This window comes from Pyxidicoccus fallax (genome assembly GCF_012933655.1).
In the GTDB taxonomy this organism is placed as follows: domain Bacteria; phylum Myxococcota; class Myxococcia; order Myxococcales; family Myxococcaceae; genus Myxococcus; species Myxococcus fallax.
The window spans coordinates 1-21,120 of the sequence record NZ_JABBJJ010000008.1 but is presented as its reverse complement, the minus strand read 5'-3'; the positions used below and the strand labels follow the sequence as shown (position 1 = coordinate 21,120).

17 protein-coding genes are annotated in these 21,120 nt (G+C 71.4%); 12 read left to right on the top strand and 5 right to left on the bottom strand.

The window, feature by feature from the left end:
• The first annotated feature begins 249 nt into the window (after nt 1–249).
• From HG543_RS02805 to HG543_RS02785, 5 genes are all read left to right on the top strand, one after another.
• A complete protein-coding gene (locus HG543_RS02805; protein WP_169343078.1) occupies nt 250–1,899 on the top strand; it encodes a reverse transcriptase family protein in 1,650 nt (549 codons plus the stop codon).
• A 38-nt stretch (nt 1,900–1,937) separates the two neighbouring features.
• Nucleotides 1,938–2,972, top strand: coding sequence for a DUF2169 family type VI secretion system accessory protein (locus HG543_RS02800; RefSeq protein ID WP_169343077.1), 1,035 nt, complete (start codon nt 1,938–1,940; stop codon nt 2,970–2,972).
• Nucleotides 2,973–3,105: 133 nt separating this feature from the next.
• A complete protein-coding gene (locus HG543_RS02795) occupies nt 3,106–3,570 on the top strand; it encodes a DUF4150 domain-containing protein (protein WP_169343076.1) in 465 nt (154 codons plus the stop codon).
• Between the two features lie 155 nt (nt 3,571–3,725).
• The gene (locus HG543_RS02790; RefSeq protein ID WP_169343075.1) at nt 3,726–4,250 is read left to right on the top strand and encodes a DUF6484 domain-containing protein; all 525 of its coding nucleotides are present in this window, start codon (nt 3,726–3,728) and stop codon (nt 4,248–4,250) included.
• Between the two features lie 4 nt (nt 4,251–4,254).
• On the top strand, nt 4,255–5,580 hold the full coding sequence (locus HG543_RS02785; RefSeq protein WP_169343074.1) for a TIGR02270 family protein: 1,326 nt from the start codon (nt 4,255–4,257) through the stop codon (nt 5,578–5,580).
• 12 nt (nt 5,581–5,592) lie between these two features.
• Here HG543_RS02785 and HG543_RS02780 read toward each other — a convergent pair whose 3' ends face one another.
• From HG543_RS02780 to HG543_RS02770, 3 genes are all read right to left on the bottom strand, one after another.
• On the bottom strand, nt 5,593–5,991 hold the full coding sequence (locus HG543_RS02780; RefSeq protein WP_169343073.1) for an STAS/SEC14 domain-containing protein: 399 nt from the start codon (nt 5,989–5,991) through the stop codon (nt 5,593–5,595).
• A gap of 115 nt (nt 5,992–6,106) precedes the next feature.
• Entirely contained in the window at nt 6,107–6,604 is a 498-nt protein-coding gene (locus HG543_RS02775; RefSeq protein ID WP_169343072.1) for a CinA family protein, read from the bottom strand.
• Entirely contained in the window at nt 6,601–7,716 is a 1,116-nt protein-coding gene (locus HG543_RS02770) for a GRAS family protein (protein ID WP_169343071.1), read from the bottom strand. The genes HG543_RS02775 and HG543_RS02770 overlap by 4 nt, the downstream gene beginning before the upstream one ends.
• Nucleotides 7,717–8,135: 419 nt before the next feature.
• Here HG543_RS02770 and HG543_RS02765 point away from each other — a divergent pair, with 419 nt between their 5' ends.
• From HG543_RS02765 to HG543_RS02750, 4 genes are all read left to right on the top strand, one after another.
• Nucleotides 8,136–9,509, top strand: coding sequence for an LVIVD repeat-containing protein (locus HG543_RS02765; protein WP_169343070.1), 1,374 nt, complete (start codon nt 8,136–8,138; stop codon nt 9,507–9,509).
• A gap of 128 nt (nt 9,510–9,637) precedes the next feature.
• Entirely contained in the window at nt 9,638–12,397 is a 2,760-nt protein-coding gene (locus tag HG543_RS02760) for a TonB-dependent receptor domain-containing protein (RefSeq protein WP_169343069.1), read from the top strand.
• Nucleotide 12,398: 1 nt separating this feature from the next.
• Nucleotides 12,399–13,712, top strand: a complete 1,314-nt coding sequence (locus HG543_RS02755; protein ID WP_169343068.1) for a hypothetical protein — start codon at nt 12,399–12,401, stop codon at nt 13,710–13,712.
• Between the two features lie 84 nt (nt 13,713–13,796).
• Complete coding sequence (locus tag HG543_RS02750; protein WP_169343067.1) at nt 13,797–15,239, top strand: glycoside hydrolase family 43 protein; 1,443 nt, start codon at nt 13,797–13,799, stop codon at nt 15,237–15,239.
• Between the two features lie 18 nt (nt 15,240–15,257).
• On the opposite strand, the gene HG543_RS02745 is transcribed toward HG543_RS02750, so the two are convergent.
• The gene (locus HG543_RS02745) at nt 15,258–15,857 is read right to left on the bottom strand and encodes a hypothetical protein (RefSeq protein ID WP_169343066.1); all 600 of its coding nucleotides are present in this window, start codon (nt 15,855–15,857) and stop codon (nt 15,258–15,260) included.
• A gap of 291 nt (nt 15,858–16,148) precedes the next feature.
• Between HG543_RS02745 and HG543_RS02740 the strand changes: the two genes are divergently transcribed.
• Nucleotides 16,149–17,531 (top strand): glycoside hydrolase family 26 protein, encoded by a 1,383-nt coding sequence (locus HG543_RS02740; RefSeq protein ID WP_169343065.1) that lies wholly within the window; start codon nt 16,149–16,151, stop codon nt 17,529–17,531.
• 40 nt (nt 17,532–17,571) lie between these two features.
• On the opposite strand, the gene HG543_RS02735 is transcribed toward HG543_RS02740, so the two are convergent.
• Complete coding sequence (locus tag HG543_RS02735; protein ID WP_169343064.1) at nt 17,572–18,021, bottom strand: nuclear transport factor 2 family protein; 450 nt, start codon at nt 18,019–18,021, stop codon at nt 17,572–17,574.
• A 105-nt stretch (nt 18,022–18,126) separates the two neighbouring features.
• Between HG543_RS02735 and HG543_RS02730 the strand changes: the two genes are divergently transcribed.
• Both HG543_RS02730 and HG543_RS02725 read left to right on the top strand, forming a co-directional pair.
• Nucleotides 18,127–18,741, top strand: a complete 615-nt coding sequence (locus tag HG543_RS02730) for a TetR/AcrR family transcriptional regulator (RefSeq protein ID WP_169343063.1) — start codon at nt 18,127–18,129, stop codon at nt 18,739–18,741.
• Between the two features lie 634 nt (nt 18,742–19,375).
• On the top strand, nt 19,376–21,120 hold a 1,745-nt coding region (locus HG543_RS02725), incomplete at its 3' end, for a penicillin-binding transpeptidase domain-containing protein (RefSeq protein ID WP_169343062.1).

The following is a 21,120-nucleotide window of genomic DNA, read 5'->3' as shown; positions in this document are numbered from 1 at the left end:
AGGAGTTCCCTTCCGCTCGAGCCCTTCATGCCACGGTGTTCCGCCGCGGCGGTGGTCTCTCTCTCATTCGTCCCCACGCCCGATGTTCTTTTTGGGAATCAGGGGCACCGGCGGCCTGTACCAGCCGGACCCTGCGGGTCTCGGCCAGCCGGTGCCCCCGATTCCCCTCGTGATCGGCCGTGGTCCAGCGTCTGAAGTCGGGTTGGAAGGGAACTCCTTGAAGGGTGGGACGCCGAGCGGGGAACGGCGATGGGCAGCTTCTGGAATCGGTTGAAGGGCCTCTTCACGGGTGGGGACACCCCGGGAGACGCCGCGCCCGCGCAGGGCACGACAGCGGCGCCACCGGCCGGCACGGCGGCGCCGTCCACCGGCGCTCCGGCGTCCACGGCGACGCCACCCCAGGCACAGGCCCCCCAGGCGCCCGCGGTCCGCAATCCGTACGAGGCAAACGAGGCCATCCTCGGCCTGTCGCCGGAGGAGTTCCGGAAGCGGGCGCTGAAAATCGTCCCGTGGCGCACGGCGTGGATTGGCCGCGTCGACACGATTCCGCCGCAGAGCGACGAGCGCACCGCGCTCATCGACAAGGGCCTGCTGCTGCGGGGCTTCCTGACGCGCGAGCAGCTCGCGGAAATCCACCGCGTCGGTGACTTGTGGCTCAAACACCACGATGCGGACAGGCTGGCCCATGCCGCCGCGGCGAAGACGGCGGAGGCGGCCGTCGAGGCGCGCCGCGCGGAGCGGAAGAAGCGCAAGGAGGAGAAGCAGCGCCAGTCCGCGGAGCGGAAGCAGCAGCGCGCGGAGGACATCGCCCGGCGCAAGCGCGAGGACATCATCTTTCTCGGGCGCGGCGTCTCCAGCGGGCTGGCGGACCGGCGCTCCAACATCGAGGCGCTCCAGGCTTCGAAGCTGCCGGTGCTGTCCTCCCCCGCGGACGTGGCGAAGGCGCTCGGGCTCTCCATTCCCCAGCTGCGCTGGCTGTGCTTCCACCAGGAGGCGGCGGAGAAGACGCACTACCACTACTTCGAGGTGCCCAAGCGCTCCGGCGGCAAGCGCCTCCTGAGCGCGCCGCAGCCCACGCTGAAGCAGGCACAGGCGTGGATTCTGGAGAACATCCTGGAGCCGCTGCCCACGGAGGCGCCGGCGCACGGCTTCATCCGGGGCCGCTCGACGGTGAGCAACGCCGCCGCGCACCTGGACCGGGACGTGGTGGTGAACCTGGACCTGAAGGACTTCTTCCCCACCATCACCTTCCGTCGGGTGCGGGGCGTCTTCCGGCGGCTGGGCTACTCGCCCAGCGTCTCCACGGTGCTCGCGCTCCTGTGCACCGAGTCACCCCGGCGGCAGGTGGACTACGACGGCAAGCGCTACTGGGTGGCGGTGGCGGAGCGCGGCCTGCCGCAGGGCGCGTGCACCAGCCCGGCGCTGTCGAACCAGGTGGCGCGCAAGCTGGACCGGCGGCTGCGCGGGCGCATGGCGAAGCTGGGCTGGGAGTACACGCGCTACGCGGATGACCTGACGTTCTCCGCGCCCGCCGGCAAGCGGGAGCAGGTGCCCTTCCTCATGGCCGCCGTCCGCCACGTCGCGGAAGAAGAGGGCTTCGCGCTCAACCCCAACAAGGGCCGCGTGCAGCGCGTGGGCGGCCGGCAGAGCGTCACCGGCATCGTGGTGAACGAGAAGCTCTCCGTGCCGCGCGAGGAGGTGCGCCGGCTGCGCGCCATCCTCCACCAGGCGAAGACGACGGGCCTCGCCGCGCAGAACCGCGAGAACCGGCCCGACTTCGAGGCGTGGCTCCACGGGAAGATTGCCTACGTCTGCATGGTGGACAAGCCCAAGGGCCTCAAGCTGCTGGAGGCGTTCGAGGCGCTGCGGAGCGGGAAGCAGGCCTCGGCCGGCTCGTAGCTGTTTCACACGGTGCTACACTCTGGCGTCACCGCGCCATGGGACACCCGACCCTCGAGAACGAGACTCCCTTCGCCTTCGACATGATGGGCCTCGCCGACGAGGAGGTGAGGCCGTTGCTGCTGCTCGTGGTGAAGGCCACCTACGCCCTCGGCGACGCCGGCCTGAAGCTCGCGGACGAGCAGCCGCCGGTGAAGTGGAGCGGCGAGCCCTGGGGCAAGCCTGGCGAGTCCAGCGACAAGTACGAGCCGAGCACCGCGTTCATCAAGCTCGCCACGGACGTGGTGCTCATCGGCCATGCGTACCCGCCACAGAAGGGCGCCACGGAGGGGTTGGTGGCGCTCCAGGTGGGCCCGCTCAAGAAGGCCGTGCGCGTGGTGGGCGAGCGGACGTGGTTCCGGAGCATGGGCCGCGTCACCGCGACGAAGCCGCTGCCCTTCGACACGCTGCCCCTCACCTGGGAGCGCGCCTTCGGCGGCTGGGACAGGACGGACGCGGCGAAGCCCACCTTCGAGCCGCGCAACCCCGTGGGCGTGGGCTTCCGCGCCAGCCCGCGTCACTTCGAGGAGGGCTTGAAGCTGCCCAACCTGGAGGACCCGGCGGAGCCGCTGCGCGAGTTCGGCCAGAAGGTGACGCCCGTGGGCTTCGGCTTCACCTCGCCGGACTGGCAGCCACGCGCGAAGCTCGCGGGCACGTATGACGAGGCGTGGAACAAGACGCGCAAGCCGCTGCTCCCCAAGGACTTCGACCGGCGCTTCTTCAACGCGGCGGCACCGGGCCTCGTCACCCCTGGCTACCTGAAGGGAGATGAGCCGGTCATCATCGCGGGCGCCTCGCCGAAGGGCCGGCTGTCGTTCGCGCTTCCCGGGCAGGCGGCTCCGGTCGTCACCGTGGAGAGGACCAGCGGCGTGGACGCGAAGCCCGAGATGCACCTGGACACCGTCATCCTCGACACGGACGCGGAGCAGGTGCTGCTGATGTGGCGCGGGCACGTGGTGCTCGACGAGGGCCTCCATGACGTGCGCGGACTGAAGGTGACCGCGGAAGGGGTCTCCCGCCCGAAGAAGGCCTGAACTTCCGGCCTGGGTTCCAAGGCTTGCGGGGATTCACACCTGAGGTCCCAATGGCCCTGAAGGACGAGCCGCCGGGTGCTCGCGCCGTGTGGGCCCGGCGCGGTAATCTGCGCCTTCCCTGGAGGTGCACGCCATGCCCGTCAATACCGGTGTGAACAAGATGTCCGTGGTGACGAAGGACAGCGGAGGTGTCACCTCGGCCTTCCCGGACGTGTGCAAGACGCCCAGCCCCGCGGGCCCCGTGCCCATCCCGTACCCGAACATCGCCCAGTCGTCGGACACGGACAAGGGCACCAAGAAGGTGTCCGTGGCCGGCAACCCGGTGTGCGTGAAGGACTCGAACTTCAAGACGAGCACCGGCGACGAGGCGGGCACCGCGGGCGGCGGCGTGGCCTCCAGCAAGACCAAGGGCAAGGCCGAGTTCGTCAACTTCTCCTTCGACGTGAAGTTCGAGGGAAAGAACGTGGCGCGCGCGTTCGACCTGATGCTCCACAACGACAAGAACACCCCGCCCTTCCCCGTCATGCAGGGGCCGGTGATGGCCATGAGCGACACCGAAGAGAAGCCCAAGTGCGGGGTGTGCAAGAAGCACATCTAGGGATGGACGGGATGCCGCGCCCCGGGCCTAACCACGACACGCCCCCATCCCCCACCGGACGGCCAGACGACGGGTGGCCAGCATGGCCGGTTACCGCCGCGTGGGCCCGGCACGGTACCCTCTCTCCGAATCGCTCCGAATCCCGAGGTCCGCCGATGAGCACGACTCCCGATAGCAAGCCGGCCCTCCTGGGGGCTCCCGCCCAGGAGCCCATCCTGGGAAGCCGGTCCGGTCACCTCGTCGGACTCGAGGCCTCGGGCGTGCCGCTCGTCGACTTCCCGGGGAACACCGCCGGCCCGGTGCCCGCGCGGCTGGCCACCGTCCTCGACGCCAAGGCCCTCCAGGAGGCCGTGGCGCGCCGGCAGAAGGTCGTCCTCCTCTTCGAGAACGGCGACCCGCGCCTGCCCTTCATCATGGGGCTCATCCAGGAGCCCAGCACCACGCCCATGCTGGACGCCCTGCTGGCGGCCCCCGCGCCCGAGGAGACCCGGCCTCCCGCCGAGGCCCACGTGGACGGCAAGCGCGTGGTCATCGAGGGCCAGGACGAAATCGTCCTCAAGTGCGGTGAGGCCAGCATCACCCTGCGCCGCAACGGCAAGATTGTCGTGAAGGGCACCTATCTGGAGTCCCGCGCCACGGGCACCCACCGCATCAAGGGCGGCTCGGTGGAGATCAACTGACGCCATGGCCGAGCTCTCCGGAAGACCGCTGCGCTGGGACATCCTCGAGGAGCACCTCAACGAGGCCGCCTTCCGCTGGAACCAGTGGGAGAAGGCGCTCGACGCTCCCGACTACACGCTGGAGGAAGCGACGGAGCTGGAGGAGCACGTCGCCGCGCACGTGGACGGACTGGTGCTGGGCGGTGAGCCCGTGGTGGAGCGCCTGCTCGTCCCCGCCCTGGCGGACGAGCCCGAGCGCGTCGTCGCCGCCGCCCTCGCGCTGCTCCAGGCCGACGGCCCCTACGGCCCCGCCGCCGTGCTCGCCGCGCTGCCCGCCGCCGAGCCTCCCGCGCTCGGTGCCCTCCGCCGCGCCTTCGAGCTGGGCCCCACGCCCGCCATTCCTCCAGCCCTCACCGCGCTCCTGAAGAAGGAGGACGCCGTCCCGGAGCTGTTCGCCCTGGTGCTCGACACGCTGGGCGCGCACGGGCTCGCCACCGCGCCGCTGTGCTCGCCGTTCCTCTCGCACCCGGAAGCCCCGGTCGCCGCCGCCGCCCTGCGCGCCGCCAGCAGGGCCCGGCTGCCCGTGGAGCCGGCCGTGCTCCAGCGCGCGCTGGACTCGGAGGAGCCCTCGCTGCGCGACGCCGCCATCCTCGCGGGGTTGATGAATGGTCATCGCGCGGCCTGGGCCGCCTGCCAGTCCGCCGTCGAGTCCCGCGCGTCCGACGTCAAGCTGCCCCTGCTGCTCTTGGGACTGAGCGCGGACGAGCGAGACGTGAAGCGGCTCTTGGAGCTGCTCCCCGACGAGGCGCTCCAGCGGCGCGTGCTGTTCGCGCTCGGCTTCAGTGGCCGCGTGGCCGCCGCCGACGCCTGCGTGGAGCTGATGCGGCACAAGCCCGTGGCCGCGCTCGCGGGCGAGGCCTTCAGCGCCATCACCGGGCTGCGCATCGCGGAGGAGTACGCCGCGCCACGCGAGGAAGAGGAGGACGCGCTTCCTCCGCTGGAGCAGGAGAACCTCGACGCGGACCTCTCGTCCAAGCCCGAGGACTCGCTGCCCCAGCCCCAGCCCGAGAGCGTGATGGCGTGGTGGCAGAAGGAGCGCCCGCGGCTGGACGCGAAGCAGCGCTACCTCTCCGGTCAGCCCTTCACGCCGCAGGCCCTGCTGGACGCGCTCACCACCGCGCCCATGCGGCGCCGCCATGCGCTGGCCCTGGAGCTGGCGCTGCGCAGCCGGGGCGCGGTCCAGGTGCCGACGCGCACGTTCGCGGCGCACCAGCTGGCCGCGCTGAAGACGGCCCGCTCGGCGCCGGCGTCCTCGTACAGCCGGCCCTTCGCGGAAGGGCTCCGCGGCTGACGGGGCCCGGTGTCACATCCCCGGGTGCATCCCCATGTCCTCGTCGCCGTGGATGAGCCACTGGCGCGCGGAGGACTCCTGCCAGAAGCGCCGCAGAATCCGGTCCGTGTGGCTCTCCCGCGCGATGCGGTTGAGCTGCAGCGCCACGATTTGACTCTCCACCAGCTCCGCCACCCGCACCACGCCCCGGCGGAGCCCGTACTCCTGCACGCGGCGAATCATGTCCGCCGCCTCCGGCGACGCCGGCTTGAAGGTGCGCACGTCCGCCTTGATTTTGATGGCCCGGCCCGCCAGCGAATCCGTGGCCCCTTTCAGCTCCGCCACGAAGCGCTGCATCTCCTCCACGCGGATGTAGCCGTCGAGGATGAAGTCCACGATGGCGTGCTGCCGGTCGACCTCTATCTGGAACACCGGGCTCTCCTTTGAGCAGGAATTACGGGGTGAGCCGCTCTGGCATGGTGTCGCGAAGGTAGAGAATTGAAGCGGGAGCCGATAGGCGTCCGGCGGGACGGTCCGAGCGTTCAGTTCATGATTCGGTTCCAAGCCTTTCGAACAGCAGCGTGAGCGCGCGGTCCGCGATGGCGCGGCGCACGGCGCTCCGGTCTCCCGTGAAGACGTGGCGCTCCACCGTGGCCTGCCCGCCCCTGCGCAGCACCGCGAGGAAGGCGAGCCCCACCGGCTTCCGCGGCGTGCCGCCCGTGGGCCCGGCGATGCCCGTCTCCGCCACCGCCCAGTCCGCGCGCGAGCGCTCCAGCGCGGCATGCGCCAGCGCCTCCACCGCCTCCGCGCTCACCGAGCCGTGCGCCTGGAGCAGCTCCAGCGGCACGCCGAGCTGCTCCACCTTGGACTCGTTCGAGTACGGAATGAACCCTCGTTCCACGACGGCGGACGCGCCCGGCACGTCCGTCAGCCGCGCGCAGACGAGCCCACCGGTGCACGCCTCCACCAGCGCCAGCCGCACGCCCTGCTCCCGGCAGCGCCGGAGCACCTCCTCCGCCAGCACGTCCGTCGAATCACGCGTCATCCATCTCCCTCCGCGGGCCGGGCGCCCAGCACCGCCACCAGCATGTCCTCCTGGTAGCAGATGCCCACGCAGCCGCGCTCGCGCCGCAGCGACACCGCCGGGTGGACCGACTCCGGCTTCACCTTCTCCATCGCCTCCAGCGACACGAAGCCCGCGCGGCGCAGCCGGTCCTGCCAGGACGGCGCCGTCTCGTGGCGCTCGCAGCGCGCCGCCTCGTCCACCGTGCCCACGATGTCGTCCACCTCCCGCCCGAAGAACCGCTTTATCGCCGCGCGGTCCTCGCGGGGCACGTCCAGCGTATCCAGCAACGCGAACACGCGCGTGAAGTGGTTCCACGCGTTGCGGAAGCGCTCACGCACCGGCGCGCGGTGGTGGTCCACGTGGGGCTCGCACAGCACCAGCCCCTTTGGCGCCAGCGCGCACAGGCGACGCAGCACCGCGTCGCGCGCCTCACCGCGCCCGCCGGGCATATCCGCCACGTGGTGCATCGCGAAGGCCGCGTTGACCACCAGCGGGCGCGGCACGCCCCGCAGCGCCTCCCACGTCGCGTCGGCCAGTCCCTCCACCGGCGACTCCAGGCCCACGAAGCGCACCGAGGCGCCCACCTCGCGTGCCACCTCCGCCACCGAGGCCTCCGCCTGGCGCAGGCTCGGGCCGCTCGGCTCCACCCCCACCAGCGTCAGCCGGCGCGGCAGCGCGCCCGCCCGCGCCAGCTCGCGCAAGAGGCCGCACTCCTGCCTCGCCTGGCCGATTCCCACGTCCAGCAGCGTGGCATCGCCATGGCCGCGCAGCAGGCCCGTCAGCACTGCGTTGGCCACCGCGTCCGCCGTGGAGGCCAGCGGCATGTGCGTCACCAGCAGGCGGAACAAATCAATCTGGCGTGGCCCCTGCTCCAGCGCCGCATGCAGGTACGGATTGCTCGGCCCGACGCCCGCGCCCTCCAGCCGGCGCGAGATGGCCGTGGCGAAGAGCAGGTAGTGCAGGTCCTCCGGCACCGCCCTGACGTCCAGCAGCGCGTGCAACGAGCGGAGCACCTCCACCGCCTCCATCTGCCGGCCCGCCAGCGCATGCTCCAGTCCCTGGAGCAGCAGCTCGTCCTTCAGCGTGCGCATGGGTTCCCTCCCGTCCCAGCACCGCCAGTCGCGCGGAGGACAGGGCCTCCGTGCTTCTTACTGACTGTGGAGAAAGCGTAGTGATGCGCACGCGCGTTTCTCCAGGAAGCCCGAGCCGGCCGCCCGCTTCTCCGTGTGATGACGCACACGCGCCATGCCTGAACGTGCGAGGCGAGGTCGGCCAGTCCACGTTTCCTCGCTCGCGGATGCCATCCCCACGCGAAGCGGGCGGCGTGCTCCGCCGACGTGAGCCCTGGAAATCCGTGGCCCCTGGCTCGCCCCGCGAGCCAGGAGTGCTGTCCTCGGGCACGCGAGAGAGCCCCACCGGGGGACCATCGTGACGCCGGAGGGCCAGCACCAACTTCCGCGCCCATCCGCCGCGTCGGGTCGTCCGCCGGCGCCGCGTCGCGGGAGGTCTGATGACGGGAGCAGCGAGAACGTGCCTGATGTTCGCGGCGGTGCTGGCGCTCGTGGGTCCGGCGCGGGGCGCATCCCGCGAGGCGCGGACGCTCCTCTTCGAGCGAGTGGGCTACAACCCGCTGCCCAACCCGGGAGACACCATCGCCCGTGGCCGCAACGGCCCCACCGGCATCTCCGGTGACTGTCTCTACGTGGGCAGCCACGTCGGCCATAGAGCCGGCACCGGCCCGGCGTTCGGCACCCCGCTCCTGCCGCCCGAGGTGCTCATCGTCGACATCTCCCACCGGCGCAGGCCGCGCGTCGTGGGCGCGCTCCCGACGGTGCTCAACGCCTCGCCACGCGAGCTGCACACGCTCCCCGCCGCGCGGACGCTCCTCGTCATGAACCAGCGCGAGCCGGGCCCGGACGCCGTCGCGGTGAACACCTACCAACTCCATGACATCACCGACTGCCGCCATCCGGTGCTGCGGCAGACGATTTCCCTCGGCGTCGACCCGCCGCGCGCGCTCTTCCCGTGGAGGGACCCGCACGAGCCCGCGCGCTTCCTCCTCTACGCCGCCCTTGCTCCGGACGATGCGCGCGAGCCGGCCCTGCGCGTCTTCGAGCTGATGGCGCCCCCGGACGGCCCCGTCAGCCCCGAGCCGGTGGCCACCTTCGCCTTCGCGCGTGCACGGCCCGGAACTCCGCTCGAATGGCATGACGAGCAGCCCGCCGCCGGTCCGCGAGAAGACGCCCGCTCCGTGTCCGTCTCACCCGACGGCACGCGCGTGTACGTGGCCACCCGCGACGGCGGCACCGTCGTGCTGGACAGCTCGCCCCTGGCCAACCGCGAGCCCTGCCTCCGCGACGGCGGCCCCCCGGACGGAACGAGCGACATGGGTGTCCCGCCGTGCCTGCGCAGGCTGTCCCCGGATGCACGTGCCGGCCTCACGCCTCCGTCCACCGGGACGGAGCCCGTGGTGTCACCGGCGCTGGACCGGCCCGCCGGGCTCGTCTTCACCACCCTCGCCTTCGTCGCCGGGCCCTCGGCGGGGCTGCGGGTCCGGGACCTCGCCAACCCCGTGCGCCCCAGGGAGCTGGGCGGCTACGTGCCCCAGCCCGCGTCGCGCGTGGTGGAGCGCTCTGGCGACAGCGCGGACGCGGAGCGCTCGACGCTGCCCATCCTCTACGACGGACTCCTCTATCTCACCGACGAAGACAGCGGCCTCCACGTGCTGCGCTACCGGGGCCCGCGCGCCAGGGAGCTTCCCCGCCGGGGACTCTTCGCGGGCAACACGCACCTCCTGACCCCGCCCCCACCGCCTCCGCGTTCGGCACGCGCCGCCGCGCTCCCGCGACCAAGGCCCTGGAATCACGGGAGGCTCGAAGAATGAAAATATGAGCTGTCCGCGCCAGCCGGGTCAGGGGTCTTTGCCCTGATTTCACTGGCTGATATACGCGGCGACCGCGAACCGCACGGGCCGGAGTGACTGTTTCGCGAGCTTCCGCGTTGGTGCGCCCGATGCAACTGCAACTCCGTCGCTCCTTCCTCCTGCCCCTGCTCCTCGTGGCGGCATGGCCCGGTCTCGCCGGTGCCCAGGGGGTGCCCTCTCCTTCCAGCGAGCCCCGCGCCGTCGAGGTGGACGTCCAGTCCATCGACGGTGGCACCGCCATCTCCGCCGAGGACGCCGAGCGTCTGGGCCTCTCCGGGCCGGGCGCCGACGCGACGCTGGTGCCTCCCACGCTGGTCGCGGACTCCCCCGCCCCCTGGCCCGAGGGACTGGAGGGCACGCCCGGCGAGGTGACGCTGGAGCTGCTCGTGGACGCGCAGGGCGCGGTGTCCGAGGTGAAGGTGGTGCAGGCCTCCGCCGAGCCGCGCCTCACCGAGGCCGCGCTGAAGGCCGCGCCGGGCCTGCGCTTCAACCCGGCCACGCTGGGCGGCCAGCCGGTGGCGGTGCGCCTGCCCTTCGTCTACCGCTTCCAGCCGCCCGTCCAGGTGCCCGCCGCCACCGCGCGCCTGCAGGGCCAGGTGCGCGCGCGCGGCACGCGCCGTCCCCTCGCGGACGCCACCCTCTTCCTCGACGGAAGCCAGGAGCCCGCGGGCACCGTGGACACCGAGGGGCACTTCACGCTCCAGGTCGCCCCCGGCCCCCACAAGGTGGAGGTGCGCGCGCCCGGCCACCAGCCGGCGACCTTCGAGGAGACGGTGAAGGAGGGCCAGTCCGTCGAGGTCGTCTACCGGCTGCAGCCCGGGCAGGTGAACCCGTACGAGACGGTGGTGCGCGACGAGCGGCCGCGCACGGAAGTCACGCGCGTCAGCCTGCACGAGCAGGAGATTCGCGAGGTGCCCGGCACGCTGGGAGACCCGTTCCGCGTCGTCATGCTGATGCCGGGCGTGGGCAGCGTCGCCTCGGGGGTGAGCTACCCGGTGGTGCGCGGCAGCCAGCCGGCGGCCACGGGCTTCTTCCTCGACGGCGTGCGCATCCCCATGCTGTACCACCTGCTCTTGGGGCCCGCGGTCATCCACCCGGACTTCATCGACACCGTGGACTTCTACCCGGGCACGCCGCCGGTGCAGTTCGGGCGCGTGCTGGGCGGCGCGGTGGAGGGGCGGCTGTCGCGGCCGCGCGAGGACCGGCTGCACTTCACCGCGTACGCGGACCTGCTCAACAGCGGCGGCTTCATCGAGTACCCCTTCGAGGAGACGGGCACCTCCGTCAGCGTCGCGGGCCGCGTCAGCTACACCGGCCTCTTGATTTCGCTGGGAGCCAACCTCCTCACCGAGCCGGAGGCGAACAAGGTCCACGCCAGCTTCTGGGACTACCAGGCGCGCGTGGAGCAGAAGGTGGGCCAGGGCCGGCTGCGGCTGTTCGCGCTGGGCAGCTCGGACGACGTGGGCGTGACGGCGGGCGAGGAGTACGAGGGAGACACCGGCGGCGGCGTGGTGTCGCGCTTCCACCGGGTGGACCTGCGTGGCACGCACCCCCTGGCGGGCGGCGAGGCGGAGGTGGGCCTCACCTTCGGCTGGGACGCGGCGGGCCTGTCGGGCGAGGAGTCGCGGCGCCAGCCGAGCGGCGCGCTGCGCTCGGAAGAGGTGGGTGAGTACGGACTGGAGCAGACGAGCTTCGCGGCGCGCGCGGGCTGGAAGAAGCTGCTGTCCGAGACACTGGAGTTCGCCATGGGCGGCGACGTGGAGCACCGGCGCGCCGCCACCATCATCACCGGCACGGCCATTGCCCCGGGCGACCGGCCGGGTGAGGCGCCGAGCCCGCTGAAGAACCCCTCCTCGCTGGCGACCATCGCCGGCGCGTACGCCTCGCTGACGTGGCGCCCCGCGGAAAAGTGGCTGCTGCTGCCCGGAGTGCGCGTGGACAACTACCACCTGGTGCCCGGCATCAACCACACCACCGTGGAGCCGCGCCTCACGGTGCGCCACCAGCTGACGGACACGCTGGCCCTCAAGGGAGGCGCGGGCCTCTTCCACCAGCCGCCCACCGTGCTGTTGCACGTGCCCGCCCTGGACACCGCCGGCCTGCGCTACGGCCTGCAGGAGGGCGCCCAGTTCGACGTGGGCGCCGAGTGGAAGGCCACCGAGGGTCTGGAGCTGAGCACGGACGTCTTCTACAACCCGCTGGCGCGCACGGTGGAGTTCGACGTGCAGGACGTGGCGGAGAACCGGCGCCGCAACGGGCTGGAGGGCAAGGACCCGGCCGCCAGCGGCTACGCGTACGGCTTCGAGCTGATGGCGCGCCACCCGCTGGGCCGCAACTGGTTCGGCTGGGCCTCCTACAGCTTCCTGCAGAGCAAGCGCCGCGTGAGCATCGACCGGTACGGCGACGACAACCGCGTGGTGGAGACGTTCCAGGGCACCCTGCCCTTCGCCTTCGAGCAGGCGCACGTCTTCAACGCGGCGCTCAGCTACAAGTTCGACACCTGGACGTTCGGCACGGTGGTGCACTTCAACACCGGCCGGCCCGAGTCCGGCCAGGTCTCCACGCAGACGCACCGCTTCGTGCAGCGCCCCGACGGACGGAATCAATGGGTGCGCCAGGACCAGGACCGCGTGGACCGGCTGGACAACTTCTTCCGCGTGGACTTCCGCGCCGCGAAGTCGTGGGCCATGGAGGACTTCACGCTCGACGCGTACCTCGACGTCCTCAACATCTCCGTCCAGCAGGAGGTGTACGGCTACGAGTACGGCGTGGATTTCGGAGGCCCGGTGCGCAGGCCCATCCGCCTGCCCGTCATCCTCCCACTCTTCGGCGTCAAGGGGACCTACTGACATGCGCTTCCGTCTGCTCTGCTTTCCCCTCCTCGCACTCCTCGCGTCCGGCTGTGAGCGGATGCCGGAGGACCCCGTCTTCATCTATGGCCGGCTGCTGAACGCGGACGGCTCGCCCCGGGCGAACACGCCGCTGCGCGTGGAGCGCTCGAGCAAGTCCCCCTCCTACACCGGCTATCCCGTGGGCGGGGAGGTGGTGGACCTGGGCTACCGGCCGTACTCGGAAGGCACCAGCGAGGCCGCCGGCTACTTCACGCTGGAGACCCTCGCGGGCGACATCACCACGGAGAACGCCTACGTCTACGAGCAGTACCGCTTCCGCGTGTTCCCCCCGCTGGAAGCGGACGGCCACGGCGTCTTCGCCGCCTTCTCTTTCCGCGACGACGTGGAGCTGCCGCTGCTGCGGACGTGGGACTCGGGCTTCACGGTGAGCGACGGCGCCCAGGGCCCCACGCTGACCTTCGCCGCGGCGCCCCCTGTCCCGGAGACGCCCCCGTCCGGCGAGGTCCCCACCATCTGGGACGGCAACACCAGCGAGCCTCGGCCCGCTCCCCCCACCACGCCCGAGCCGGTGTTGCACCTGCATGGCCCGGACGGCCTGCTGTGGGAGCAGTTCCGGGCGACCTCGCCCTGGGTGGTGAGCCCGTATGTGCTGGAGGACTTCACGGGCCCGGAGGCGCAGCTGCGCGCGGTGAGCACGGGCCTGTGGTTCTTCTATCCGCTGGGCGCCGACGGCAGCGACCTCGACTTCCGCGTCGAGTGGCGCACCCCGCGCAAGCCGCTGCCCCCGGGAGCGCTCCGCCCCGTCAGCCGCGGCGCCGCGTGCGGCCCGGTGCACACCCCGGGCCCGTGCCCCTACACGGACGGCAAGCTCGCCATCCAGAACACCGTGCCGCCGAGCACCCAGCCCGGAGCGAGCCCCGTCGGTCTGGAGTCCCTGACCTTCACGCTCGACAGGGCCGTGCTCCCGCGCCGGGTCGTGGTCCGCGGACTGAAGCCCCTGTTCACTCCGAGGCAGCAGGCCCGCGTGATTCTGGAGGGCAGCGAGAACGGCGACACCTACGAGCCGCTGGCGGACGTCCCGGTCGTCCTCCCCAACCCGTACGACCCCTGGGGCCACTACGTGGGCCTCACCGCGGGCACCGAGGCGGACAGCCCCTTCGACCCGCCGCTGGACCCCTACCGCACCACCCTCTTCCTCGACGCGCCCCTCACCGCGAGCAAGCCCGTGCGCTTCGTGCGGCTGCGCGTCATGCAGGATGGAAACAGCCCGCTCTGGATGGAGAAGCTGGCCGAGGTGTCGGTGTTCGAATAGTCACACAATCAGGTTTCGAGAATCTGTCCTGATTTTCATGGTAGTTCCCGATGCAGTCCCAGTGACTGCATCGGAGAACGACACATGAGGAAATCCCCCCGTTTCCTGTCCCTGGCCTTCGCGGGCGCGCTGCTCGCGTCGGCCTGCGGTGGCGAGAGCCCCGAGACACCGCCCGCCGCCGACGAGTCCACGCTCGGCACCACCACCGACGCGCTCGCGTGCAGCACGCGCATCACCTACGGCGACCGGTGGATTCGCCCCTCGAACCACCCGAACCAGTACGACATCGCGGCGGACCTGGTGACGTGGGACGGCACCTGCGTCAACGAGGGCTCCAACTCGTACGCGGTGCTGTCCAACGGCTGGCGGCCGTACTTCACCGGCAACAACGCGTGTGTCATCGCGCTCGACACGGACTGCGTGGCCCAGTCGTGCGGCACGCGCATCACCTACGGCCCGGCGTGGCTGCATCCGGCGAACCACCCGGCGCAGCACGACGACACCGGCGGGCGCGTGTTCTGGGACCGGGGCTGCACGAACCAGTCCCCCAACTCGTACACGGTGCTGTCGAACGAGTGGGCGCCGTACTTCAGCGGCTCCAACGCGTGCGGCATGTCGTTCCGCTACACGGGCTGCGGCGGGCTGTACATCAACCCGGTGGTGCCCACGGACTGCGCGGACCCGGGCGTCATCCATGACGGCACGCAGTACGTGGCGGCCTGCACGTCGGGCGGCGCGGCGAACGCGTTCCCCCTGCGCACCTCGCGGGACCTCGTGAACTGGACGTCCGCAGGCGTCATCTTCCCGTCCGCGAGCAAGCCCACGTGGGCCACGGGCGACTTCTGGGCGCCGGAGATTCACAAGGTGGGGACGCGCTACATCGCGTACTACACGGCGCGGCACACGAACGGGAAGCTGTCCATCGGCGCGGCCACCTCGGCGAGCGCGCTCGGGCCCTTCACGGACCTCGGCCGGCCGCTGGTGCACGACACGGGCATGGGGATGATTGACGCCACCTTCTTCAAGGACACGGCGGGCACGCCGTACCTCGTGTGGAAGGCGGACGGCAACGCGGTGGGGCAGCAGACGCCCATCTACGGACAGCAGCTCTCGGCGGACGGACTGTCGCTCGTGGGCACGCGCCGGACGCTCATCACCAACAACCTGGGCTGGGAGGGCGGCGTCGTCGAGGCGCCGTGGGTCGTCGCGCGCGGCGGCTACTACTACCTCTTCTACAGCGGTAACGCGTACTACAACAACACGTACGCCGTGGGCGTCGCCCGCGCCACCAGCCCGCTGGGGCCCTACACGAAGCTGAGCGCGCCCATCCTCAAGACGGGTGGCGGCTGGACGGGCCCGGGCCACAACTCCGTCGTCACCGGGCCGGGCGGCGACACGTACATGGTCTATCACGCGTGGAACAGCGCCCACACCGCGCGGGTGATGCTCGTGGACGCCATCACCTGGCCCAACGGATGGCCCGCCGTTCCCGAAGGGCCGTCGAACGGCTCGCGGCCCATGCCGTAGTGGGACGCGCGGTGGGGTTCAGAAGTGACCGCCCAGGCCGAACACGGCGCGGTCGTTGACGAACCCCACCGTGGGGGACAGCCCCAGCGGCAGGGCCCGTGTACCGAGGGCCCTGCCCGGCGGCCCGAGCTTGCGTCGCGCCGCTCGCGAGCGGGCGCTTCCCTCGGTCTCCTCGGCACAGTCCTCGTCCTCCTCGGTGCACTCGGAGGCGCAGCCTCCCTCCACGCAGGCGAGCACGACGAAGTAGCTCAGGCTCGCCAGTCCGCCGAGCGCCAGCCCTCCCAGCATGGCCTGGTTGCACTCCGACTCGGACGAGTTCAGGGCGGCGCACCATGCGACGCCGAGGAGCAACCCCGTCCCCGTCAGAATCACGGGCACCAGCCAGAGGTGCGTCGGGATGGCGGGGTCCTCCGTGGTGACGGTGACGCTGGCGGGAGTGAAGGCTCGCACGCGCTGGCCCGCCGCCGCCCACCCGCGCACGGATGGAACGGGCCCGCCCACGAGGCGCGCGGATCGCGAGTTCCGGGAGAAGTCGAACGCGAGGCCCTCCGCCTTCGCGACTCCGGGCGACAGCAACCACAGCCAAAGCAAGGACACCGCGACGGCACGCCTCTTCATACGACTGCTCCCACGAAGTGGACCCGGCCGGCCACGTGCTCGGCGTTGAGCAAGCACCATGCCCCGTGCGTCCAGAGGAGCACCGGGCTCCCTCGTGGTCCCGCCGTGCAACGCGCTGCACATCCAGGCGCGTCCACCGAGGCAGGGGTGTCACATGCGTCTGTCAGTGATGAAGAGCGCGACACACGCGCCATGCACGCGGCCCGTGTTTGACAATACCCGCTATCCTTTCGTAATCCGATAAAGCTGGATGTCGAGCAAATCAATCAACATCACGGGAAAATTCCAGACATGAACTCGGGCTCCAGAAAGCACCTCGCCTCCGTCCTCGCATCCCTGGTGGCCCTGGCCGTCCTGGCCGTCGCACCGAGTGCCTCCGCGCAGCCCCTCACGGGCGTGTACCACGGGGAGGTGTTCTCCCAGCCGCGCGCCATCGACGCGTATTCGGAGTGGCTTGGCTACGAGGTCACCCTGGCGCAGGGGCACCAGGACAAGGACACGTGGGAGAACATCGAGAACCCCACGTGGCAGCTGGGGGCCTGGAGCCGCTGGGTGAAGGCGAAGCCGGGGCGCCGGCTGAACTACTCGGTGTCCATCTTCCCGGAGGGGCAGGGCTCGCTGGCGCAGTGCGCGCAGGGCCAGTACGACTTCCGCTTCCGGAACCTGGCCACGCACATGGTGAACGCCGGGCTGCAGCGCAGCATCATCCGCGTGGGCTGGGAGTTCAGCGGATTCTGGATGCCCTGGTACGCCGGCAACGGGCAGGAGGCGAACTACGCCGAGTGCTTCCGCCGCATCGTCACGGCCATGCGCACCTCGCAGCCGAGCGCCGGGTTCGAGTTCGACTGGAACCCCAACTACGACATCTCCCCGGCGATGATGACGGCGACGTACCCGGGCAACGCGTACGTCGACTACATCGGCTTCGACCTGTACGACCAGGGCTGGCAGGGGCGCTATCCCATTCCTTCCACCTGCACGGGCCAGTGCCGGCTGGACCGGTGGAAGCTGAACTGGGACGTGCAGTTCGCTCCGGCGCTGACGAAGTTCCGCGACTTCGCGCAGGCGCGAGGCAAGCGGCTCTCCGTTCCCGAGTGGGGAGTGAATGACCCGGCGACCACGGGCGGCGGAGACAACACCTGGTTCGTCCAGCAGATGCTGGCGTTCATCTTCAACCCGGCCAACAACGTGGGCTACCACTCGTACTTCGACTGGCAGGCCGGCGACGGGCACCACCAGCTGTCCGACGTGGATGCGAACGGCGGCCACACCTTCCAGACCGAGTTCCCCAACGCGGCCGCCCTCTACAAGGCCCACTTCGCCGGCACGCCGCCGCCTCCGCCGGGCACCGTCACCACGACGCGCGCCACGGTGAGCCCCACGACGGTGACGCGCGGCCAGTCCTTCCAGGTGGCCGGCTCCGTCACGGCGTCGTCCGCCATGACGGTGAACGTGAAGTACGAAATCCGGTCCGTCACCGGCTCCACGCTCATCGTCGATCGCATCTACGGCAACCAGGCCTTCACGGCCGGGCAGACGCGCTCCTTCAACACGCCGTTCACCATCGGCACGGACAAGCCCGCGGGGACCTACCGCGTGGACACGCTCGTGTACTCGGCGGACTGGTCGAAGACGCTGCTGTACCGGAACGACACCACCTTCACGGTGAACTGACGTCCTTCGCGGCGCCGGGCGTCCTGCCGTGCGCGGGACGTCAGGCGCCGCTGGCCGCCTCGCCCCGGAAGAGGCGGATGCGCTCCTGGTCGGCGCTGGTGAAGTCCGGGTCCACGTAGACGTGCACGCGCCGGATGAGGGGCCCTTCGAACTGGAAGACGTTGCAGAAGCGGCCCTGGGAGATGACGCCGTCGGGCCAGTGCACGCCCTTGCGCGTCACGCCGCGCTCGGTGCCCTCCACGACGACGAAGTCTCCGGAGACGATGTAGTTGAACCCGTCGATGTCGTGCTCCAGGCGCTCCAGCGCGCCTGCCATCACCTGACCGAAGCGGGCCAGGGCCGCCTTGCCATGCACGAGGCCGAACTTCGGAAAGCAGAACTGGACGTCGTCGGTGAAGAGGTCGAGGAGGCTGGCGTCCCGGGCGTCCACCTTCCGGAAGTAGCTGATGACCGCCTGCACCCTCGCGTCGGTGGCGACCTCTGCGCTCATGTGAATCCGCCCTTCGTGCGGGTTATTATACCGTTCAGTATGAATCCCCCGGCCGGGATTCAAGGGAATTTTGGACCGGGCGGTATGGAACGGATGGGTGAGGCCATGGGACGTCCGCGTGAGTTCGACGAGGAGCAGGTGGTGGAGGCGGCGCTCGAGGTCTTCTGGCGGCACGGCTACGAGGGCGCCTCGCTGACGGACCTGACGGAGGCGATGGGCATCACCCGGCCCAGCCTGTACGCCACCTTCGGCAGCAAGGAGGGGCTGTTCCAGAAGGCATTGGAGCGGTACGGACAGAAGCACCTGGCGTTCTCGGCGGAGGCGCTCCGGGCTCCGGCGGTGCGCGACGCGGTGGAGCAGTGGTTGCTGGGCTTCGCGGACGCGCACACGGCGCCGGACCAGCCGGCGGGCTGCCTGGGTGTCAACGCGGCGATTGCCTGCGGCGAGGCCAGCGAGCCGGTCCGCCAGGAGGCGCTCCGCTTCCGGAGGGCCGGCGAGGTGGCGCTGGCGAGGCGGCTCGAACAGGCGCGCGCGGAAGGGGAGCTGCCGCCGGACAGCTCGCCGACAGAGCTCGCGCGCTTCGTCATGACGGTGTGCCAGGGGATGGCCGTGCAGGCCACCGCCGGGACGAGCCGCGCCGCGCTCCGCCGGGTGGCACAGATGGCGCTGACGTGCCTTCCCCTCTCGCCGAAGGGGCGCCGCGCCGCGCGAGCGGGGTGAGCGGGCCGGCGTCCTGGCACGCCACTGGCGTGTTTGCCTCTCAACGAAGCATCGCGCCGTGCGCGACCCGAGTTCCATCCGACCGATGGTGCACGTGACGCTCGCCATCAGGGGCCGCCGCGAGGGGCCTCCGGTCCTGGGCCTCCTGCCGATGGTGTGCGCCTGGCACTCGCCATCAGGCGCGGCCGCCGCGAGGAGCCTCCGCCCTGGGGTGTTCTGCCCATGGTGCACCTGCGGCTCGCCATCGGTCGCGGTCGTCGCGAGGAGCCTCCACCCTGGGTGTTCTGCCCATGGTGCACCTGTCGCTCGCCATCAGGCGCGGTCGTCGCGAGGAGCCTCCACCCAGGGTGTTCTGCCCATGGTGCACCTGTCGCTCGCCATCGGTCGCGGTCGTCGCGAGGAGCCTCCACCCATGGTGTTCTGCCCATGGTGCACCTGTCGCTCACTATCAGGTGTGGCCGCCACGGAGGCCTCCGCCCAGGGTGTACCCCCGAGGGCACGCACCCGCACGGTGTGTCGCAGAGCCGCTGGCCGGGCAGGCACTTCGTGCGTGACGTCGTGACTCGCGCGCGGCAGGGTGCGCCGCATGTTCTGGAGTGGGTGGAGCGTCGGAGTCACGGCGGTGCTCGGTCACATGCGCCGGACGTCGTGGCGGGAGTCTGGACTCGAAGTCAGCGCCGCGCGAGGCACGTCGTCGCGAGGGTGGAACGTCACAATCAGCGCGGCGGTGGCCCTGTTCCTGTCGGCCTGTGCGTCCGTGCCCGACAGACCGGCGGAGCGGCCAGCGGTTCGGCCAACGGATGGGCCGGTGGCGGAGGCGGAGGCGTACCTGCGCGCCTGGGAAGCCGGAGACCTCTCGGCGCTGCGGAGCGCGGTGGCCGGGGCGCCCGCGGACTTCGACGCTCAGCACCAGCGCTTCCGGGACGGGCTGCGCATCGTCTCCTCCCGGTTCGAGCTGGGCAACGTCGAGCGCGACGGCGAGAGCGCGAAGGCCACCTTCCGCGCCGTACACGTGCTGCGCGGGCTCGGTGATTGGGAGATGGAGGGCACCCTGCCCTTCGTGCGCCGCGAGGGCCGCTGGCGTGTACGCTGGACTCCCGCCGTGCTCCACCCCGAGGCCCGCGAGGGTGACCGCTTCTCCCGCACCCGGACGTGGCCGGAGCGGGCCGCCCTCCTGGACTCGCGAGGCGAGCCGCTCACCCACGTCGGCGAGGTCATCTCCATCGGCGTGGACCCGTCGCGCGTGCGCAACCGCGCCGCCGTGGCCACCGCCCTCCAGCAGCAGCTCGACATGGACCCGGCGCGGGTGGAGAAGACGATCGCCGCCGCCGGCACCGCCGAGCGCTTCCTCCCCCTCATCGACGTGAGGCCCGAGCGCTACCAGCAGGTGCGCCCCGCCCTGGCCCCCGTGCCCGGCATCTTCTTCCGCAAGAAGACCGCGCGGCTGTCCCCCGCCGAGGGCTTCGCCTCGCACACCCTCGGCCGCGTGGGCGAGGTGACGGCCGAGCTGCTCACGCAGCTGGGCACGCTCTACCAGCCCGGCGACATCGTGGGCCTGTCCGGCCTGGAGCGCGCCTTCGAGCCACAGCTCGCGGGCGCTCCCTCGGGCGAGGTGGTGCTCACGCGCGCCTCGGGCGAGACGCAGGTCCTCTTCCGCTTCGAGGGCAAGGAGGGCACGCCGCTGACCACCACGCTGCGCAGGGACCTGCAGGCCGCCGCCGAGGCCGTGCTCGACAGCGTGCTGCAGCCGGCGGCGCTCGTCGCGGTGGACAGCGGCACGGGCGCCGTGCTCGCCATCGCCAGCCGGCCGCTCTCGCAGCCGCTGCACCGGGCCCTCACCGGCCGCTACCCGCCCGGCTCCACCTTCAAGGTCGTCACCACGGAGGCCCTGCTCGCCCGAGGCATGGAGGCGGACGCGCCGGCGTCGTGCCCGGCCACGGTGGCGGTGAAGGGGAAGTCCTTCCGCAACTTCGAGGGAGAGGAGCTCGGGGTCACCACGCTGCGCGGCGCGTTCGCCCACTCCTGCAACACCGCGTACGTGTTGCTCTCCGCCACCCTGGGCGGCGGGGCGCTCGGTGAGGCGGCCCGGCGCTTCGGCTTCGACGTGACGTACCACCCGGGACTTCCCTCCCCGGGGGGCTCGTTCCCGGCGCCGAAGGACTCGGTGGAGCTGGCCGCCGCGGCCATCGGTCAGGGCCGTGTGCTGGCGACGCCGCTGCACCTCGCCTCCGTCGCCGCGGCGGCCGAGTCGGGCCGGTGGCGCGCGCCCTACCTCGTCACCGACCTGGATGACGGCCCGAGCGCCTCGCTCGCGGATGGGACTCGCGGGCCGCTGCGCGCGCTGATGCGCGCCGTCGTCACGGAAGGGTCGGGCAGGGC

Coding starts and splice junctions, on each gene's coding strand:
- HG543_RS02805 (WP_169343078.1), top strand. CDS start 250: ATGGGCAGCTTCTGGAATCGGTTGAAGGGCCTCTTCACGGGTGGGGAC.
- HG543_RS02800 (WP_169343077.1), top strand. CDS start 1,938: ATGGGACACCCGACCCTCGAGAACGAGACTCCCTTCGCCTTCGACATG.
- HG543_RS02795 (WP_169343076.1), top strand. CDS start 3,106: ATGCCCGTCAATACCGGTGTGAACAAGATGTCCGTGGTGACGAAGGAC.
- HG543_RS02790 (WP_169343075.1), top strand. CDS start 3,726: ATGAGCACGACTCCCGATAGCAAGCCGGCCCTCCTGGGGGCTCCCGCC.
- HG543_RS02785 (WP_169343074.1), top strand. CDS start 4,255: ATGGCCGAGCTCTCCGGAAGACCGCTGCGCTGGGACATCCTCGAGGAG.
- HG543_RS02775 (WP_169343072.1), bottom strand. CDS start 6,604: ATGACGCGTGATTCGACGGACGTGCTGGCGGAGGAGGTGCTCCGGCGC.
- HG543_RS02770 (WP_169343071.1), bottom strand. CDS start 7,716: ATGCGCACGCTGAAGGACGAGCTGCTGCTCCAGGGACTGGAGCATGCG.
- HG543_RS02765 (WP_169343070.1), top strand. CDS start 8,136: ATGACGGGAGCAGCGAGAACGTGCCTGATGTTCGCGGCGGTGCTGGCG.
- HG543_RS02760 (WP_169343069.1), top strand. CDS start 9,638: ATGCAACTGCAACTCCGTCGCTCCTTCCTCCTGCCCCTGCTCCTCGTG.
- HG543_RS02755 (WP_169343068.1), top strand. CDS start 12,399: ATGCGCTTCCGTCTGCTCTGCTTTCCCCTCCTCGCACTCCTCGCGTCC.
- HG543_RS02750 (WP_169343067.1), top strand. CDS start 13,797: ATGAGGAAATCCCCCCGTTTCCTGTCCCTGGCCTTCGCGGGCGCGCTG.
- HG543_RS02745 (WP_169343066.1), bottom strand. CDS start 15,857: ATGAAGAGGCGTGCCGTCGCGGTGTCCTTGCTTTGGCTGTGGTTGCTG.
- HG543_RS02740 (WP_169343065.1), top strand. CDS start 16,149: ATGAACTCGGGCTCCAGAAAGCACCTCGCCTCCGTCCTCGCATCCCTG.
- HG543_RS02735 (WP_169343064.1), bottom strand. CDS start 18,021: ATGAGCGCAGAGGTCGCCACCGACGCGAGGGTGCAGGCGGTCATCAGC.
- HG543_RS02730 (WP_169343063.1), top strand. CDS start 18,127: ATGGGACGTCCGCGTGAGTTCGACGAGGAGCAGGTGGTGGAGGCGGCG.